Raw genomic sequence first — 15,243 nt, 5'->3', positions numbered from 1 at the left:
CGCCAGTTCGGGCCCCTTCATCAAGCCGCAGCCCTACCAGCTCAAGGCGCTCGCCGACGCGACCGGGATGTCGATCTCCGGCACCCGCAGCTCCTACACGGTCGAGGAGATCGCCGCCGTCGCCCGACGTATCGGTCGTCAGCCGTGGTTCCGGGCTAAAGCGTGTTGCACATGGCCGTGAACTGGCAGCCTGAGCTGCGGGGGTGGCGCGGTCGGCTCATGCTGTGGGCGAGGTTGTGCATGTGGGCGACGGCTTGGACGGCGTGATGGAGGCCGTTGCCGTGCTGTCCCCACCCACACCCGCTCAGCCCTCAACGCCCCAGCCATACACGGGAGATGCCCAGTTCACGGCCATGTGCAACACGCGTTAGCACCGCCCGAACTCACACCTGACCGTCCGAGCGATCACACCCGGCCGCCGACGACGGCAGTTCCCATGGCTCGGCCCGCATCTTCCGCTACGCCTACCCGGGTCCGGCGCACTCGACTTCGGCGCGCGGCGCACACCCCGCCTGCTCGCCGAGGTGCTGGACCGGGTCGGCGTCGAACACACACTGCTCAGCGCCGACGCCGCCGGTGAGCGCTGGCCGCGGAGGTCCGGCCTTGACGGGCACGGACACGGTCAACGGACTGTTCGCCGAGATCGCCGACGCCGGACCGACGCGCGCCGTGGAGGCTGTACACGCCCCGTGTACTCCAACGGGGAGCTGGAGCTGCGTAAATGGTTCACCTGTCACGCGGGGTGGAGGAAATGCGCCGAGCCACCGCGACGGCGGTTGATGCGACTTTCGACAGTGTTCAGGTCGGGTGCGCGGATGTAGCGTCATGATCATGGACTTCCCGACTGGCACCACCACCGACCAGGCGCCGGCCGATCCGGCTGCCACTGACGACATGCTGGCCGGCCAGCCCATCGGCTACTGGAGTGGTCAGGTTCACGCGGTCGTTACCCGGCATCTGCGTGACGCCATGGCCGGGATCGACGTCACGCAGCCGCAGTACTGGGTACTCAACAGCATCAAGTACTGGCCCGCGGCGCCGAGCCGCGACGAGATAGCAGCCCAGCTTCTGCCCCTCGCAGACGGACAACACGAGATCCCCCGTGTCGTCGCCCAATTGCTCCACCGCGGCTGGCTGCGGACCGACGCCGGACATCGTCTGTATCTCACCGACGCAGGAGAAGCCGCCAGGGTGCGGCTGCGCGAGCTGGTAACCGAACTTCGTGCTGTGGTCCACGACGGCATCAGCGACGAGGAGTACGTGGCCGCGCTCAAGGTGTTACGCAGGATGATCCGGAATGTCGAGACCCCGGCCCCGACCGACCGACGACCAGCCGCGGCTCGGGAGCACCCGGACGCCGTCGAAGACGACGAAGGCTGACGGCCGACACACCACCTCGTCCGGGCACGAGCTCAAGCGGGCGGCGTGTCCGGGGACCACACGCCCATCCACTGTGCGGCGCCCCACGCCTCGTACCGTTGCACCTCGGTGAACCCCAGCTTCGCCGCGAGGCGCATCGAGCGGTCGTTGGCGGTCTGGGTGCAGAGCACCACCGGCTCGCCGGGAAGCGCGTCGGCGAACCAGTCGAGCGCCGCCGCGCACGCCTCGGCGGCGTACCCGTGTCCCCACGCCTCTGGCAGGAGCAGGTAGCCGAGTTCGGCCTCCCCGGCATCCGGACGGACATGACTCCGACGCTCCGCGTCGCGCCGGTTGAGCTCGATGGTGCCGATCATCGCTCCGTCGAGCTCGATCACGAAAAGGCCGGGACGCCTCTCGGGTGTTTCAGGCAACGCACGCTCGCACTCATCACGCGGTCGAGGGCCGCCCAGGTAGGTGTTCACCTCCGGCGAGGTGAACAGCTCGATGAACGCCGCACGGTCCCGGGCCTCGGACTCGCGGAGTACGAGCCGCTCGGTCTTGATCGGGGCAGGTGGCCAGACGACGGACCCTGATTCAGTCATGGCGGGGAACCTATCGCACGCTCGCCGAGCGGCACGTGCTCCCACACCTCACCAACAAGGCCACGGCTCCTCCAGGCATGAGGGATAAAGGGGGCGACCAACTTCCACAGGCCGTCAGGAACCAGCCGCCGCTGCGCTGCGCCGAGTTCAGTGATTCAGTGACGATGCTCAGCGCGATGGCGATCAGGCGCTTCGCCAGACGACACCGCGCTGCTCGTACTCCATGATGGACTCGACGCCTGCGGCGATCGATGCGCCGCACTCGCGGGTGATCATCCATAGCGCCAGATCGATTCCGCTGGTGACACCGCCCGCGGTCACCAGGTTCCCATCGTCAACGACTCGTGCGTCGACCACCTTGCCTCCCTGGGCGGCCAGAGCGGCCTTGGCGAGGTGGTGTGTCGTGCACGGGCGGCCTTTGGTCAAGCCTGCCGCGGACAGCACCATGACTCCTGTGCAGACACCGGCGACGATGACTCCGGCCCGCTGCGCCCGTACGAGGTCCCGTAGGACATCCGGATCGTTGATCAGCCGGTCGCTGCCGCCCGGCACGATCAGAAGATCGGTGTCGGTGGGCTCCCATGCGGCCGGCACCGTGACTTTGGTGCCGAAGAAACATGTCACCTCGCCAGGAGCCGATGGCCGCACCAGCGTCGTCCGTATCTCGCCGCCCGCCGACTCGGCGTGCCCGAGAACGTCACGCGGCCCGATGACGTCCTGCTCCTCCACCCCGTCGTACATGAGGATCTGAACGCGCAGAGGCATCGGCTATGTCTCCTTCGTCGGTGGAGCGCTGCCCTGCCCTACAAGTCGGCCGCACCGGCCGAATAGTTCCCGGCCGGCCATCCCCCGGGGCCGCGGATCCCTCGGTCTGTTCCTGCCGAAGTCAATCGTGGATGGCAAGGTCAGCAAGCGAGGGCGGGTGAAGGTGGTCCAGGTGCTCGTGGCTGAGGATCACCGCGTCCGGCATGGGCATCGCCGCGGTGTCGACCGTGCGCGGCGGCCAGATCGCGAACTCCATTTCCGGCCCCGAATGCCTCGGCCAGGATCGGGCCGAGCAGCACCGTTGAGAGGCCGCCGGTGATGTGCCACGTCTGGTGGCCAGGAGAGTCAGCTCCAGCCCGGCGGGAGCGGCCATGGCGCATTTGCTCTACATGGCCGTGAGACGCACGGCCGGGGAGCGGCCAGGGACGCTTACGACGTCCCCGGCCGCTGTACCGGGATCAGGAGTCAGGTCAGCGCAGTCCGGCGAAGAGATCGTTCTCGGGTAGGGCCGCGCCGGTGGCGTCCTGGACGCGTAGGAAGGTCTCCATGCCCATCAACTCGCCGAACCCCTCCTTGCCCATTTTGAGAAAGAAGATGTTCTCGCCCTGACTCGAGTGCGCGGCCAGCGCGTCGAACTTCTGGTCGCTGAATGCGGTGGTGTCCACCCATGTGGTGACCTCGTCGTCGGGGAGGCCGATCTCGGCCATCGCGGCGGCATCGGCGGGATCCGGCTCCGGCATGTCCTCATTGAACTCGCGCATGATCTCCCCGAACCGCCGCATCGTCGAGTGGGGCATCGTCGTCCAGTACACCTTCGGTGTCAGCGCGGTCATCTCCAGCGCCGCCATCGTGATGCGGTTGGCCTGGATGTGGTCGGGGTGGCCGTAGAAGCCGTTCTCGTCATAGGTGACGACCACATCGGGGCGGTAGTGCCGCATGAGTTCCGCGAGTCGGGCGGCGCCTTCCTCCACGGGGGTCTGCCAGAAGGATCCGGGGGCGTCGTTGCTCGGCCAGCCCGTCATCCCGGAGTCGGCATAGTCCAGCATCTCCAGATCGCTGATCTTCAGGACCTCACAGCTCGCTTCGAGTTCCTGACGGCGCATCGAGGCAACGGCCGCCGGATCGTGCCCGGGATCGCCCGGCTTGATACCTCCCGGTCCATCACCGCAACCGCCGTCGGTACACGTCACGAGAACCGTACGGATGCCTTCCGCCGCGTACCGTGCGAGGACCCCTCCGGTTCCGGTGGCCTCGTCGTCGGGGTGGGCATGCACTGCCATCAGCGTCAAGGGCCGGTCAGTCATAAAACAGTCCTCCTGAACAAATATGTCTTGGTCCGAGTGCGCGGCGGGCGTTCCGCGATCCCGGGGCCCGGATCCTCTCGGGGCGGATGACCTTGTGCCCACCCGTGCGACGCCGGTCCTCGGTCGATGCAACATGCCGGCCGGACCGGCTGTTCCCGGGGCGGCCGCTCGGCCCTCCCGGGCGTCGGCGTGAGAACTCCGGCCCCGGCGAACCGCGGCGGGCGACGGGGATGCAGGTTCTCAAATTTCGTGTCGGAATCTCACGGCCAGTGCTGAAGGGAAGTCGGATCCGACGTGTCGCTGAGACATGCATGCCACGCGCGTACCGCGTTCGAAGATCCTTGAAGGACTGGCCGGCGCGGGCCCCGTTGGAGGCGATGGCGACGCTGTTCTTCTCCTCGCGTTCGCGTGGGATGGCTGGGGCCGAATTCAGCGATGAGCATGGTTGTGCCGGCCGGCGTCCGACAGGGGGTTCAGCATGAGTGATGATACGCAACGGGTGGCTGCGGCCTGGGGGCGGATCGAGACGTGGCTGCGTGAGCACGCTGCCGCTTCGGCCGATGTACTGCGCCCGCCGGCTGGTGAAGCCGACATCAGAGCGGCGGAGGTGGCCATAGGAGTGGAGCTTCCGGCGACGCTCGCGGCCTGGTATCGGATCCATGATGGTTTCGACGAGGGCCATGGTTCTGGGATTTTGCCGTCCAGCATGACGATGTTGCCGCTCGTCGACCTGGTGGATGAGTACCGGAGACGTACGCGGGACTGGGAGCGGGAGGCCGGCATTGTGCCGTTCGCGCGGACGGCCGGGGATACCTGGTCCGGCTGGTATGTGGACGCGCGCAGGGGCGGGCCCTCCTACGGCCACCTGGGGCATTGGTCGGTCGACGGTGGAGACGATCTGTACCCGTTGGGGCGCGGCGGTTGGCCGCTGGTGGAGTGGCTGGAAGAGATTGCCGCGGCGCTGGAGGAGGGCCGGTGTCTGCACCGGCCGGATGGCATGGACGAGAGGTACGACTGGCCGGTGCTGACCGGCGGCCAGGGGCTGACCTGGATTGATCCCAGGGATCCACGGGTGTTCCCCGACGGGATGATCAAACTGGACCGTCCCCGTCAGGGCTGACAGCGAGGGGCCGCACCGTGCTTGACGGGCTGCCGGGGAGGCGAGTGATCGGCGGGCCGGGCGAAAACGCTCCGGATTCTCCCCAGGGCTTATGGCAGCGGACTTTTCGGTCTGTTTCTGCCCGGAGTCGATTGTGAATTGCAAGGTCAGTATGTCGGATAGCCTGGGAAAATGTTGACCGAAGTCACCGCGATCCGCTATGTCACGCCCTTGCGTGAGGGCGGATCGCTGCCGGGCATCGTCGAGGCCGACGATTTGGGCACCTATGTCATGAAGTTCACCGGCGCCGGGCAGGGGCGCAAGACGCTCGTCGCCGAGGTCGTCTGTGGCCAGTTGGGTCGTCGGCTGGGGCTGCGGGTCCCGGATCTGGTGCGGATCCAGCTCGACCCGGTGATCGGTCTGAGCGAGCCCGACCAGGAGGTGCAGGAGCTGCTCAAGGCCAGTGGCGGGCTCAACCTGGGCATGGACTACCTTCCCGGGTCGCTCAGCTTCGACCCGCTCGCCTTCGAGGTGGGTGCGGAGGAGGCCGGCCGGGTGGTGTGGTTCGACGCGCTCATCGGCAATGTGGACCGCTCCTGGCGCAACCCCAACATGCTGGTGTGGCACGGGCAGTTGTGGCTCATCGACCACGGCGCCACGATGATCTGGCACCACGGCTGGCGCGGCCTGGACAAGGCCGCCGGTAAGCCCTACGACGCCTCCGAGCATGTGCTCGCGCCGTTCGCACCGGATGTCGCCGCGGCGGCCGAGGCACTGGCACCGCTGATCACCGAGGAGCTGCTGACCGAGGTGGTGGCGGACGTCCCCGACGAGTGGCTGACCGATGAGCCGGGCTTCGACGGGCCGGACGCGGTGCGCCGCGCCTATGTCGAGGTGCTGCTGGAGCGGGCGGCCACGGTCGGCGCGGGGATCACGCTCGGCGAGCGCGCCGGTGAGGAGCCGTCCAGGGCGCCGGAGTGGCTGCGGGTGTGGGTCGATGGAAAGGCGTCGAAGTGAGCGGGTTCCACAACGGCCGGGATGTCTTCGAATACGCCGTGCTGCGGGTCGTGCCCCGGGTCGAGCGCGGTGAGCAGATCAACGCGGGTGTCGTCGTCTACTGCCGCGCCACGTCCTTCGTGGCGGCCCGGGTCCATCTGGACGAGGACCGGCTGCGCGCCCTCGATCCCTCGGCGGACGTGCGGGCGGTACGGGCCGCGCTGCGCGCGGTGGAGTGCGTCTGCTGCGGGGGAGAGCGGGCCGGTCAGGCGGCGGAGGACGACCCGGGGCGGCGCTTCCGCTGGCTGGTCGCGCCGCGCTCCACGGTCGTCCAGCCGGGGCCGGTGCACACGGGGCTGACGGCGGACGCGGAGGCGGAGGTCGAGCGGTTGCTCGATCTGCTCGTGCGGTGACACGCCGGCTGCTGGTGCGGTGACACACCGGGTGAAAGCGCCCGGAGGTGAGCGAGTGCATAAGGGCGGTCGTTGACAGGCGGTGGCGGGCCTCATAGCGTCTCGTGCGCAGGAGAGACTAAGCGGTTGCTCACTCCCGGGGCCGGGACGGTGAGCCGCCATCGATGCGAGGGAGAACCCGCATGTCCACCACCGAGCAGCGCGTTGCCATCGTGACGGGCGCGGCCCGCGGCATCGGCGCGGCGACCGCCGTGCGCCTGGCCGAGGAGGGTCGCGTCGTCGCCGTGCTCGACCTCGACGAGGGGTCCTGCGCGGACACCGTGGCGAAGATCACCGAGGCGGGCGGCAAGGCCATCGCCGTGGGCTGCGATGTGTCGGACGCCGAGCAGGTCGAGGCCGCCGTCGCGCGTGTCGCCGAGGAACTCGGCGCGCCGACGATCCTGGTCAACAACGCGGGTGTGCTCCGCGACAATCTGCTCTTCAAGATGAGCGAGTCCGACTGGGACACCGTGATGAACGTGCATCTGCGGGGCGCGTTCCTGATGTCGCGCGCCTGCCAGAAGCACATGGTGGACGCCGGCTTCGGCCGGATCGTCAACCTCTCCAGCAGCTCGGCGCTGGGCAACCGCGGCCAGGTCAACTACTCCGCGGCCAAGGCCGGAATGCAGGGCTTCACCAAGACCCTCGCCATCGAGCTCGGCAAGTTCGGCGTCACCGCCAACGCCGTGGCCCCCGGGTTCATCGCCACCGACATGACCGCCGCGACCGCCCAGCGCGTCGGCATGGGCTTCGAGGACTTCCAGAAGGCCGCCGCCGGCCAGATCCCGGTGCAGCGGGTCGGCGAGCCCGGCGACATCGCCAACGCGGTCGCCTTCTTCACCGGCGAGGCGGCCGGTTTCGTCTCCGGCCAGGTCCTGTACGTGGCCGGCGGCCCGCTCAACTGATCAGGAGTCACCCACCAGATGACCGCGCAGATACAGGACAGCGGCAAGGCCGCGCTCATCACCGGGGCGAGCCGGGGGATCGGTTACGCCATCGCCGAGGCGATGGTGGCCCGCGGCGACCGGGTGTGCATCACCGGGCGCAACGAGGACGCGCTCAAGGAGGCCGTGGAGCGGCTCGGGCCCGACCGTGCGATCTACGCCGCCGGGAAGGCCCATGACCAGGCGCACCAGGCGGCCGCCGTCGAGCGGACGATGGAGGCGTTCGGGCGGATCGACCACCTGGTCAACAACGCCGGCACCAACCCGGTCTACTCGCCCATCGCCGATCTCGACCTCGATGTGATCCGCAAGGTCTTCGAGACCAATGTCGTCTCGGCACTGGGCTTCGCCCAGCGGACCTGGAAGGCATGGCAGCAGGAGAACGGCGGCACGATCGTCAACATCGCCTCGCTCGCCGGGATGTCGTCCTCGCCGTTCATCGCGGCGTACGGCGTCAGCAAGGCCGCCATGATCAACCTCACGGTGCAGCTCGCCCAGGAGTTCGCCCCGCGGGTGCGGGTCAACGCCATCGCTCCGGCGGTGGTGAAGACCAAGTTCGCCACTGCCCTGTACGAGGGGCGGGAGGAGGAGGCCGCCGCGGCCTATCCGCTGAAGCGGCTCGGCGCGCCGGAGGACATCGGGGGCGCGGCCGCCTTCCTCACCTCCGACCAGGCGGCGTGGGTCACCGGCCAGACGCTCGTGGTGGACGGCGGCATCCTGCTGGGCGCCGGGATCGGCTGACCGGCGCCCGGTCCGGCCCCGCGCCATGGGCGCCGCGGGCCGGTGCCGGGTCCATATGAGGCTGGGCACCGTGGGCCGGTGCCCGGTCCACATGAGGCGTTGTCAGTGGCCGCCGGTAGGTTCTGTGCCCTAGACGGAACACGACCGGAGGTTGTAGACGTGCCCTATGTGCTGCCCGAATCCTGGCGCGGGGTCCTCGGCGAGGAGCTGGAGAAGCCCTATTTCAAGGAGCTCACCGAGTTCGTCGAGGAGGAGCGGGACAAGGGGCCGGTGTACCCGCCGCGCGAGGAGGTGTTCGCCGCCCTGGAGGCCACGCCGTTCGACCAGGTGAAGGTGCTCGTCCTCGGGCAGGACCCGTACCACGGCGAGGGTCAGGGCCACGGTCTGTGCTTCTCGGTGCGGCCGGGCGTCAAGACCCCGCCGTCGCTGCGGAACATCTTCAAGGAGATGAAGGAGGAGCTCGGCCACCCGGTGCCCGACAACGGCTATCTGATGCCGTGGGCGCGGCAGGGTGTGCTGCTGCTCAACGCGGTGCTGACGGTCCGGGGCGGCGAGGCCAACTCCCATAAGAGCAAGGGGTGGGAGAAGTTCACCGACGCGGTGATCCACGCGGTCGCCTCGCGCCCCGATCCGGCCGTCTTCGTGCTCTGGGGGAACTACGCCCAGAAGAAGCTGCCGCTGATCGACGAGTCGCGGCACGCGGTGGTGAAGGGGGCGCACCCGTCCCCGCTGTCGGCGAAGAAGTTCTTCGGCTCGCGCCCCTTCACCCATATCGACGAGGCGGTCAAGGCCCAGGGACACACCCCGATCGACTGGCGGATCCCGGACCTCGGCGCCTGACCGGACCACCCGGCTAGAGCGTGTAGTCGAAGCTGTAGGGGATCTCGGTCTCCCCGCGTACGGCGGCGAAGGTGCCCGATCCGGTGAGCCCGGTCAGCTCGCCGGTGCCGGATCCGGGCACCACCTCGAAGGTGCAGTGGACGGTGGCGTCCTCGCCCCAACTGCCGTGCTGTAGTACGACGAAGCTGCCCGCGCGCCCGTCGAGGGTGCCGGTCAGCAGCTCGTAGCCGCAGCAGACGCCGGCCTTCTCGGACAGATAGGTGATCGCGTAGTCGCAACTGGTCCGGGGTGCCTCGATGCCACCCGAGAAGGCGTTCGTCACCACGGCCTGGGCCAGCTTCACGCCGCCGTCCTGGGCCTCTTCGAGGGCGGTCTCCTTCCAGTCGGCGTAGGTGAAGTGGCCGGTGGTGTGCGTGGTCATGGCGGGTCCTTTCATGGGCCGGTCAGGGCCGGTCGGGGCTGATCAGGGGCTGACCAGGGGCCGGATCGGCTGTGGATCGGCCGTGGATCGGCCGTGGAAGTCACCCTGGCCGCCATACCTGACATCCTTTGTCAGGTATGGCGGCACAATGGACCGCATGCGCGCCGACCGCCTTCTCTCGCTGCTTCTGCTGCTTCAGAACCGGGGCCGGATGACCGCGCCCGAGCTCGCCGCCGAGCTGGAGGTCTCGGTGCGCACCGTCTACCGCGATGTGGAGGCGCTGAGCGCGTCCGGTGTGCCGGTGTACGCCGACCGCGGCCCGGCCGGGGGCTACCGGCTGCTCGACGGCTATCGCACCCGGCTGACCGGGCTCACCGGCGACGAGGCCGACTCGCTCTTCCTCGCCGGGATGCCGGGCCCGGCCGCCGAGCTGGGCCTGGGCGCCGACCTCACCACCGCCCAGCTCAAGCTGCGGGCCGCGCTCCCGGCCGAGCTGGGGGAGCGCTCCCGCCGCATCCAGGAGCGCTTCCACCTCGACGCGCCGGGCTGGTTCCGGGACGCCGAGCCGGTGCCCCATCTGGCGGCGGCCGCCGAGGCCGTATGGGAGCGGCGGCTCCTGCGGGTGCACTACCGCCGCTGGCGCGGCGAGGTGCGGCGGGAGCTGTGCCCGCTGGGCCTCGTCCTCAAGGGCGGCATCTGGTATCTGGTGGCGAGGGTCGAGGACACCGTGCGCAGCTACCGGGTCTCCCGGATCCTCACCGCCGAGGTGCTGGAGGAGGTCTTCGAACGGCCGGCCGGGTTCGATCTCGCCGCCTACTGGGAGGAGTCGTCCCAGCGCCTGGAGTCCTCGCGCTTCCAGGGCGAGGCCGAACTCCTGCTCTCCGAGCGCGGGGTGAAGCTGCTCCCGATGCAGTTCGGGGCGGTGGGCGCGGAGGCGGTGGCCGTGGCGGGCCCGCCCGACGACCGGGGGCGCCGGCGTGTCGTCCTCCCCGTGGAGTCGCTGCCGGTCGCGGTCCACGACATGCTGCGGCTGGGCACCGACGCCGAGGTGCTGGGACCGCCCGAGCTGCGGTCGGCCGTCGCCCGCGCCGTCGCCGAACTGGCCCGCCGCTACGGCGCGCCGAAGGACGACACCCCCGGGGCCCCGCCGATCCACGACACGCCGAACGGGGCCGGGCGAACGGTGCATGATCCGCAGGACACCCCCTAGCTCCGCGCGAAGGACGGGAGGCCGCGATGACGGAAGCGCAGCGGGAGGCGCCCAAGGGCGATGCCGTACTGACCCGGATCGGGCAGGCGGTCATGCTGCACCGGGGCGGTGACCGGGAGGAGGCGCGCAATCGCCTCGCCGCACTGTGGCAGGAGATCGAACGGGACGGCGCCCCCTTCCACCGCTGCGCCCTCGCCCACTATCTGGCCGACACCCAGGACGATCCGCTCGACGAGCTGATCTGGCACCTGCGGGCGCTCGCCGCCGCCGACGGGCTCACCGGGGCCCTGGCACCGCGCGCGTTCTTCCCCTCCCTTCACCTCAATGTGGCCACCGGCTATCTGAAGCTGGGCCAGAAGGAGGCGGCCCGGGGCCAGTTGGCGCTGGCCCGGGCGGCGGCCGGTGCGCTCGGCGAGGACCCGTACGGCGACGGGGTACGAGCCGCCATCCTGCGGCTGACGCTGGCTCTGGAGGGTGCCGTCGAGGATTAGAGGCCGAGGCTGCTGCCGTTTCCGTTGCGACGGCTACTCGGCCGCTCCGTCGCGGGTGCGCTGGTAGTGGCGCCTGGCCTTCATCCTGTTGCCGCAGACCGCCATCGAGCACCAGCGGGCCTTGTTGGTCTTGCTGCGGTCGAGGAGGAAGCGTCGGCACTCCGGGTTGGCGCACGGCCGCAGCCGCCCGGACATCGTCTCCCGCAGCGCGCTCCAGGCCAGTACCGCCTCCACCGCCATCCGGCGCTCCTCCGGGGCGTCGAGCTCCCAGGACACACCCTCGGAGGAGACCCCGGGGCGGGAGGTGACCCCGTCGAGGAGTGGAGCCAGCGAATCGGCCGGCCGGCCGCCGCGCACCACGTCCTGGAGTGCGTCCCGCGCGCGCAGGAGCCAGCCGTGCTCCTCCGCGGTGCCGCTGCCGCCGTGCGCCTGCTGCCAGGGCCTTGCCGTCTCCGGATCCGCCAGTTGGTCCTGGACGACCCCGCGGACCACCGGTGTGCTGTTGAGGAGTTCCAGCAGCGTGTCCTGCTGCTCCTGCGTGGTCACCATGACACGTCCTAACCGTTTTGCCTCGTGTGACAGGTTAGCGCAGCGTGCGAGCGGTCGTATCAGGTGTCGCGGGGCGACTCGACGCCGACCGCACTGGCCGCACTGGCCGACGGTCGCGGACGGGCGGAGGCTGGAATCAGGGCGCCGCTGTACGGAGACGGCGACCCAGGATTCAATCTAACCCTCTAAATCTTCTTGACTGGTTAGCTCGGCCGTGTTCGACTGGGTTGTGTAACCACTGAAGCCGTATAGAAAGGTTAGAGTGATGACTGCCGTAGTCCACCACCGCACCGCCACCGTCGATGGCCTGGAGGTCTTCTACCGGGAGGCCGGTGACCCCGAGGCGCCGGTCGTGGTGCTGCTGCACGGCTTTCCGACCAGTTCGCATATGTTCCGCCACCTGATCCCGGCGCTCGCCGACCGGTACCGCGTCATCGCCCCCGACCACATCGGGTTCGGCCAGTCGGCGATGCCCTCCCTGGAGGACTTCCCCTACAGCTTCGACGCCCTCACCGAGGTCACCTCAGGCCTGCTGCGGAGCCTGGGCGTCGACCGGTTCGCGATGTACGTACAGGACTACGGCGCCCCCATCGGCTGGCGGCTCGCGCTGCGCGACCCGGACCGCATCACCGCGATCATCACCCAGAACGGCAACGCCTACGTCGACGGCTTCGTCAAGCCGTTCTGGGACGGTGTGTTCGCCTACGCCGAGGCTCCCGGCCCGGAGACCGAGGGCCCCATGCGCGGCGCCCTCACCGCCGAGATCACGCGCTGGCAGTATCTGAACGGAGTCGCCGACCCCACCCTGGTCAGCCCGGACAACTGGGTGCACGACCAGGCGCTCCTGGACCGGCCCGGCAACGACGAGATCCAGCTCAGGCTCTTCCGCGACTACCCCACCAACGTGGACCTCTATCCGCGGGTCCAGCAGTACTTCCGCGACTCCCGGGTCCCGCTGCTGGCGGTCTGGGGCGCCAATGACGAGATCTTCGGCCCGGCGGGCGCGGAGGCGTTCGGCCAGGACCTGCCCGACGCCGAGATCCACCTGCTCGACTCCGGGCACTTCGCCCTCGAAAGCCATCTGGGGCCCATCACCGACTACATCCGCGACTTCCTCGGCCGCGTCCTGGTCTGACCCGCCCAGGTGCCGGGATCGCAGCGTTCGGGTGCGGTCCCGGCGCCTTCGCGGCGCCGTCAGTGCGGCCCGGATGACACCCGTCGCATACGATTCGTGCCCATACCTACGTTATGTGGCTATATGGGGAGGCGTGCCATGGAGGGCATCGCTGATATGGGCGGCACCCCGGGATGGGGTCCGGTTCATCCACCGAGGCGCGATGAGCCGGTCTTCGAGGAGCCCTGGCAGGGCCGGGCCTTCGCGCTGGCCACTCTCTCCAGCCGTATCGCCTCCGGTGGCATCAACGTGGACGCCTTCCGGCACGGGCTCGAGCGATTGGACCGCGCCGCCTACCTGGACGACGGCTACTACGGGCGCTGGCTGGGCGGTGCGGAGCTGATGCTCACCGACAGTGGCATCCTCGCGCCGGGCGCGATCGGTGCCCGCGCCCGCAATCTGCGGGGCGAAGGCGTGGCGGAGCCGCCGATCCCCGAGCCCGCCGTGCCCGACTACGCGCCGAGCGCCGCGGGCTCGCTGCGCCCGGTGGACCGCGAGCCCGCCTTCGCTGCCGGCGAGCGGGTGCGGACCAAGGCCATGCCGGTGCCCGGGCACACCCGGCTGCCGCGCTACGCACGGGGACACACCGGAGTCGTCGAGGCCGTCCGGCCCGCCTTCGTACTGCCGGACACCAACGCCCACTTCCAGGGCGAGAACCCGCAGTACGTCTACTCGGTGCGCTTCGACTCCCGCGAGCTGTGGGGCGCCGACGCCGAGCCCTTCGCGGTCACCGCCGAGCTGTTCGAGAACTACCTGGAGACCACCTCATGACCACCACCGACGGCGGACCGGGCGAGGCCCCTCCCGTGGCCCTGCGCACCGAGGCGCTCGAGCAACTGCTCACCGAGCGGGGCCTGATCGACCCGAAGGTGATGAACGAGATCATCACCACCTACGAGACCAACGTGGGCCCGCTCAACGGCGCCAAGGTCGTCGCCAGGGCGTGGACCGACCCGGCGTACCGGCGGCGGCTGCTCCAGGACGGCACCGCGGCGATCGCGGAACTCGGCTTCTCGGGGCCGCAGGGCGAGCACATCGTCGTCGTGGAGAACAGCGCGACCACCCACCATGTGGTGGTGTGCACGCTGTGCTCCTGCTATCCATGGCCGGTGCTCGGCCTGCCGCCGAGCTGGTACAAGGACCCCGCCTACCGCGCCCGCGTGGTCAAGGAGCCGCGCACGGTGCTGTCCGAGATGGGCCTCGAGTTCGACGACGATGTGCGGATCACCGTCCACGACTCCACCAGCGAGGTGCGCTGGCTGGTGCTGCCCGAGCGTCCGGCCGGCACCGAGCACCTCTCCGAGGAACAGCTCGTGCCGCTGGTCACCCGGGAGGCGATGGTCGGCGTGGCCAAGGTGGTGGCACCATGACCGCGCCGCTGGACATCGAGGGCCCGGCCGCACCACCGCGCTCCAACGGCGAGTTGGTGTTCGCCGAGCCCTGGGAGCGCCGTGCCTTCGGCATGGCCGTCAGCCTGTACGAGGCGGGCGCGTTCACCTGGCCGGAGTTCCAGGCCGCGCTGATCGCCCGGATCGCGGCCTGGAAGGCCGCGGCGGCACCCGACGAGCCGTATCACTACTACCGGCTCTGGCTGGCCGCCTTGGAGGACACACTCGCCGGGCGGTGCGCCGTGACCGCGGTCGAAGTCACCGCCCGCACCCTCGCCCTGGCACAACGGCCCCCGGGTCACGACCACCGCGCCGGCCACTGCCACGGCCACGAGCACCACCACGCCCACTGACACCCCGGGGCGCCCTCGATACGTGCGATACGTGCGATACGTGCTTATTCGCCGGTGACGCCGTCGATCCGCTCGCGTATGAGGTCGGCGTGGCCGTTGTGGCGGGCGTACTCCTCGATCATGTGCAGATAGATCCAGCGCAGGTTGTAGTCCCCACGGTCGGGACGGGTGACGACCTCGTCCAGGGAGTGGCCCGCGGCGGCCTCCCTGGCCTTGGTGATCTCGTCCCGCCAGATGGCGAAGGCACCCTCCGCGGTGTCCCCGTCGGCGATGTGGAACTCCCCGTCCGGGTCCTGGTCGCTGTACCAGATCGGCGGCGTGTCCTCGTGGGCGAACACCCGCCGGAACCAGCTCCGCTCGACCTCGGCCATATGCCGTACGAGGCCGAGCAGGGTCAGTTCGGACGGCGGCGCCGACGCCTCGCGCAGTTGCTTGTCGTCCAGCCCCTCGCATTTGAGGGCGAGGGTCGCGCGGTGGAAGTCCAGCCACCCCTCCAGGCTGGTGCGTTCATCGGCGGTCCGGGGCGCTTCATGGCGTTCTGCGGTCGTCATGGCG

At 69.7% G+C, this 15,243-nt stretch carries 19 protein-coding genes; 13 read left to right on the top strand and 6 right to left on the bottom strand.

The window, feature by feature from the left end; translation table 11 throughout:
• Positions 1 to 831: 831 nt before the first annotated feature.
• Positions 832 to 1,380, top strand: a complete 549-nt coding sequence (locus tag ACK1X7_RS05700) for a MarR family winged helix-turn-helix transcriptional regulator (RefSeq protein ID WP_390794775.1) — start codon at positions 832 to 834, stop codon at positions 1,378 to 1,380.
• A 32-nt stretch (positions 1,381 to 1,412) separates the two neighbouring features.
• Here the strand turns inward: ACK1X7_RS05700 and ACK1X7_RS05695 are convergent, their stop codons facing one another.
• From ACK1X7_RS05695 to ACK1X7_RS05685, 3 genes are all read right to left on the bottom strand, one after another.
• Positions 1,413 to 1,961 (bottom strand): GNAT family N-acetyltransferase, encoded by a 549-nt coding sequence (locus tag ACK1X7_RS05695; protein WP_413114723.1) that lies wholly within the window; start codon positions 1,959 to 1,961, stop codon positions 1,413 to 1,415.
• Between the two features lie 183 nt (positions 1,962 to 2,144).
• Positions 2,145 to 2,726, bottom strand: a complete 582-nt coding sequence (locus ACK1X7_RS05690; protein ID WP_385146829.1) for a DJ-1/PfpI family protein — start codon at positions 2,724 to 2,726, stop codon at positions 2,145 to 2,147.
• Between the two features lie 470 nt (positions 2,727 to 3,196).
• Positions 3,197 to 4,030: a PIG-L family deacetylase gene (locus ACK1X7_RS05685; protein ID WP_385146826.1), complete on the bottom strand. Its 834-nt coding sequence runs from the start codon at positions 4,028 to 4,030 to the stop codon at positions 3,197 to 3,199.
• 478 nt (positions 4,031 to 4,508) lie between these two features.
• Between ACK1X7_RS05685 and ACK1X7_RS05680 the strand changes: the two genes are divergently transcribed.
• From ACK1X7_RS05680 to ung, 6 genes are all read left to right on the top strand, one after another.
• A complete protein-coding gene (locus tag ACK1X7_RS05680) occupies positions 4,509 to 5,150 on the top strand; it encodes an SMI1/KNR4 family protein (protein WP_413114722.1) in 642 nt (213 codons plus the stop codon).
• A 171-nt stretch (positions 5,151 to 5,321) separates the two neighbouring features.
• A complete protein-coding gene (locus tag ACK1X7_RS05675) occupies positions 5,322 to 6,146 on the top strand; it encodes a HipA family kinase (protein WP_413114721.1) in 825 nt (274 codons plus the stop codon).
• Positions 6,143 to 6,538 carry a DUF3037 domain-containing protein gene (locus tag ACK1X7_RS05670; RefSeq protein ID WP_014058588.1) on the top strand — a complete coding sequence of 132 codons (396 nt, stop codon included), beginning with the start codon at positions 6,143 to 6,145 and terminating at the stop codon, positions 6,536 to 6,538. Before ACK1X7_RS05675 ends, ACK1X7_RS05670 begins: the two co-directional genes overlap by 4 nt.
• Before the next feature lie 182 nt (positions 6,539 to 6,720).
• On the top strand, positions 6,721 to 7,482 hold the full coding sequence (fabG, locus tag ACK1X7_RS05665; RefSeq protein ID WP_361498484.1) for a 3-oxoacyl-ACP reductase FabG: 762 nt from the start codon (positions 6,721 to 6,723) through the stop codon (positions 7,480 to 7,482).
• An 18-nt stretch (positions 7,483 to 7,500) separates the two neighbouring features.
• The gene (locus ACK1X7_RS05660) at positions 7,501 to 8,262 is read left to right on the top strand and encodes an SDR family oxidoreductase (RefSeq protein WP_361498486.1); all 762 of its coding nucleotides are present in this window, start codon (positions 7,501 to 7,503) and stop codon (positions 8,260 to 8,262) included.
• A 159-nt stretch (positions 8,263 to 8,421) separates the two neighbouring features.
• A complete protein-coding gene (gene ung, locus ACK1X7_RS05655; RefSeq protein WP_216341414.1) occupies positions 8,422 to 9,102 on the top strand; it encodes a uracil-DNA glycosylase in 681 nt (226 codons plus the stop codon).
• Positions 9,103 to 9,115: 13 nt separating this feature from the next.
• On the opposite strand, the gene ACK1X7_RS05650 is transcribed toward ung, so the two are convergent.
• Positions 9,116 to 9,523 carry a DUF3224 domain-containing protein gene (locus ACK1X7_RS05650; protein ID WP_385146817.1) on the bottom strand — a complete coding sequence of 136 codons (408 nt, stop codon included), beginning with the start codon at positions 9,521 to 9,523 and terminating at the stop codon, positions 9,116 to 9,118.
• 148 nt (positions 9,524 to 9,671) lie between these two features.
• Here ACK1X7_RS05650 and ACK1X7_RS05645 point away from each other — a divergent pair, with 148 nt between their 5' ends.
• Positions 9,672 to 10,733 (top strand): helix-turn-helix transcriptional regulator, encoded by a 1,062-nt coding sequence (locus ACK1X7_RS05645; RefSeq protein WP_398160807.1) that lies wholly within the window; start codon positions 9,672 to 9,674, stop codon positions 10,731 to 10,733.
• Positions 10,734 to 10,759: 26 nt separating this feature from the next.
• The gene (locus ACK1X7_RS05640) at positions 10,760 to 11,224 is read left to right on the top strand and encodes a hypothetical protein (RefSeq protein WP_216341411.1); all 465 of its coding nucleotides are present in this window, start codon (positions 10,760 to 10,762) and stop codon (positions 11,222 to 11,224) included.
• 33 nt (positions 11,225 to 11,257) lie between these two features.
• Here ACK1X7_RS05640 and ACK1X7_RS05635 read toward each other — a convergent pair whose 3' ends face one another.
• Positions 11,258 to 11,773 (bottom strand): CGNR zinc finger domain-containing protein, encoded by a 516-nt coding sequence (locus ACK1X7_RS05635; protein WP_385146808.1) that lies wholly within the window; start codon positions 11,771 to 11,773, stop codon positions 11,258 to 11,260.
• Positions 11,774 to 12,038: 265 nt separating this feature from the next.
• Here ACK1X7_RS05635 and ACK1X7_RS05630 point away from each other — a divergent pair, with 265 nt between their 5' ends.
• The 4 genes from ACK1X7_RS05630 to ACK1X7_RS05615 all read left to right on the top strand — a co-directional run bounded on the left by ACK1X7_RS05630 (position 12,039) and on the right by ACK1X7_RS05615 (position 14,688).
• Positions 12,039 to 12,908 (top strand): alpha/beta fold hydrolase, encoded by an 870-nt coding sequence (locus tag ACK1X7_RS05630; protein ID WP_385146805.1) that lies wholly within the window; start codon positions 12,039 to 12,041, stop codon positions 12,906 to 12,908.
• Between the two features lie 138 nt (positions 12,909 to 13,046).
• On the top strand, positions 13,047 to 13,718 hold the full coding sequence (nthB, locus tag ACK1X7_RS05625; RefSeq protein ID WP_385146802.1) for a nitrile hydratase subunit beta: 672 nt from the start codon (positions 13,047 to 13,049) through the stop codon (positions 13,716 to 13,718).
• Positions 13,715 to 14,317, top strand: a complete 603-nt coding sequence (gene nthA, locus ACK1X7_RS05620) for a nitrile hydratase subunit alpha (RefSeq protein WP_413114720.1) — start codon at positions 13,715 to 13,717, stop codon at positions 14,315 to 14,317. The genes nthB and nthA overlap by 4 nt, the downstream gene beginning before the upstream one ends.
• On the top strand, positions 14,314 to 14,688 hold the full coding sequence (locus tag ACK1X7_RS05615) for a nitrile hydratase accessory protein (RefSeq protein ID WP_413114719.1): 375 nt from the start codon (positions 14,314 to 14,316) through the stop codon (positions 14,686 to 14,688). The genes nthA and ACK1X7_RS05615 overlap by 4 nt, the downstream gene beginning before the upstream one ends.
• A gap of 44 nt (positions 14,689 to 14,732) precedes the next feature.
• Here ACK1X7_RS05615 and ACK1X7_RS05610 read toward each other — a convergent pair whose 3' ends face one another.
• Positions 14,733 to 15,239, bottom strand: a complete 507-nt coding sequence (locus ACK1X7_RS05610) for a DinB family protein (protein ID WP_385146793.1) — start codon at positions 15,237 to 15,239, stop codon at positions 14,733 to 14,735.
• Positions 15,240 to 15,243: the final 4 nt, after the last annotated feature.

The sequence above is a fragment of the Streptomyces sp. CY-1 genome, assembly GCF_047218265.1.
GTDB lineage: Bacteria > Actinomycetota > Actinomycetes > Streptomycetales > Streptomycetaceae > Streptomyces > Streptomyces niphimycinicus.
This window is presented reverse-complemented; position numbering and strand designations above follow the sequence as displayed.

What these genes read in the sequence shown, in the direction of transcription:
- ACK1X7_RS05680 (WP_413114722.1), top strand. Translation starts at nt 4,509, where the DNA reads ATGAGTGATGATACGCAACGGGTGGCTGCGGCCTGGGGGCGGATCGAG.
- ACK1X7_RS05630 (WP_385146805.1), top strand. Translation starts at nt 12,039, where the DNA reads ATGACTGCCGTAGTCCACCACCGCACCGCCACCGTCGATGGCCTGGAG.
- ACK1X7_RS05645 (WP_398160807.1), top strand. Translation starts at nt 9,672, where the DNA reads ATGGACCGCATGCGCGCCGACCGCCTTCTCTCGCTGCTTCTGCTGCTT.
- fabG (WP_361498484.1), top strand. Translation starts at nt 6,721, where the DNA reads ATGTCCACCACCGAGCAGCGCGTTGCCATCGTGACGGGCGCGGCCCGC.
- nthA (WP_413114720.1), top strand. Translation starts at nt 13,715, where the DNA reads ATGACCACCACCGACGGCGGACCGGGCGAGGCCCCTCCCGTGGCCCTG.
- ACK1X7_RS05650 (WP_385146817.1), bottom strand. Translation starts at nt 9,523, where the DNA reads ATGACCACGCACACCACCGGCCACTTCACCTACGCCGACTGGAAGGAG.
- nthB (WP_385146802.1), top strand. Translation starts at nt 13,047, where the DNA reads ATGGAGGGCATCGCTGATATGGGCGGCACCCCGGGATGGGGTCCGGTT.
- ACK1X7_RS05660 (WP_361498486.1), top strand. Translation starts at nt 7,501, where the DNA reads ATGACCGCGCAGATACAGGACAGCGGCAAGGCCGCGCTCATCACCGGG.
- ACK1X7_RS05675 (WP_413114721.1), top strand. Translation starts at nt 5,322, where the DNA reads ATGTTGACCGAAGTCACCGCGATCCGCTATGTCACGCCCTTGCGTGAG.
- ACK1X7_RS05615 (WP_413114719.1), top strand. Translation starts at nt 14,314, where the DNA reads ATGACCGCGCCGCTGGACATCGAGGGCCCGGCCGCACCACCGCGCTCC.
- ACK1X7_RS05635 (WP_385146808.1), bottom strand. Translation starts at nt 11,773, where the DNA reads ATGGTGACCACGCAGGAGCAGCAGGACACGCTGCTGGAACTCCTCAAC.
- ACK1X7_RS05640 (WP_216341411.1), top strand. Translation starts at nt 10,760, where the DNA reads ATGACGGAAGCGCAGCGGGAGGCGCCCAAGGGCGATGCCGTACTGACC.
- ACK1X7_RS05685 (WP_385146826.1), bottom strand. Translation starts at nt 4,030, where the DNA reads ATGACTGACCGGCCCTTGACGCTGATGGCAGTGCATGCCCACCCCGAC.
- ACK1X7_RS05695 (WP_413114723.1), bottom strand. Translation starts at nt 1,961, where the DNA reads ATGACTGAATCAGGGTCCGTCGTCTGGCCACCTGCCCCGATCAAGACC.
- ACK1X7_RS05610 (WP_385146793.1), bottom strand. Translation starts at nt 15,239, where the DNA reads ATGACGACCGCAGAACGCCATGAAGCGCCCCGGACCGCCGATGAACGC.
- ACK1X7_RS05690 (WP_385146829.1), bottom strand. Translation starts at nt 2,726, where the DNA reads ATGCCTCTGCGCGTTCAGATCCTCATGTACGACGGGGTGGAGGAGCAG.
- ACK1X7_RS05700 (WP_390794775.1), top strand. Translation starts at nt 832, where the DNA reads ATGGACTTCCCGACTGGCACCACCACCGACCAGGCGCCGGCCGATCCG.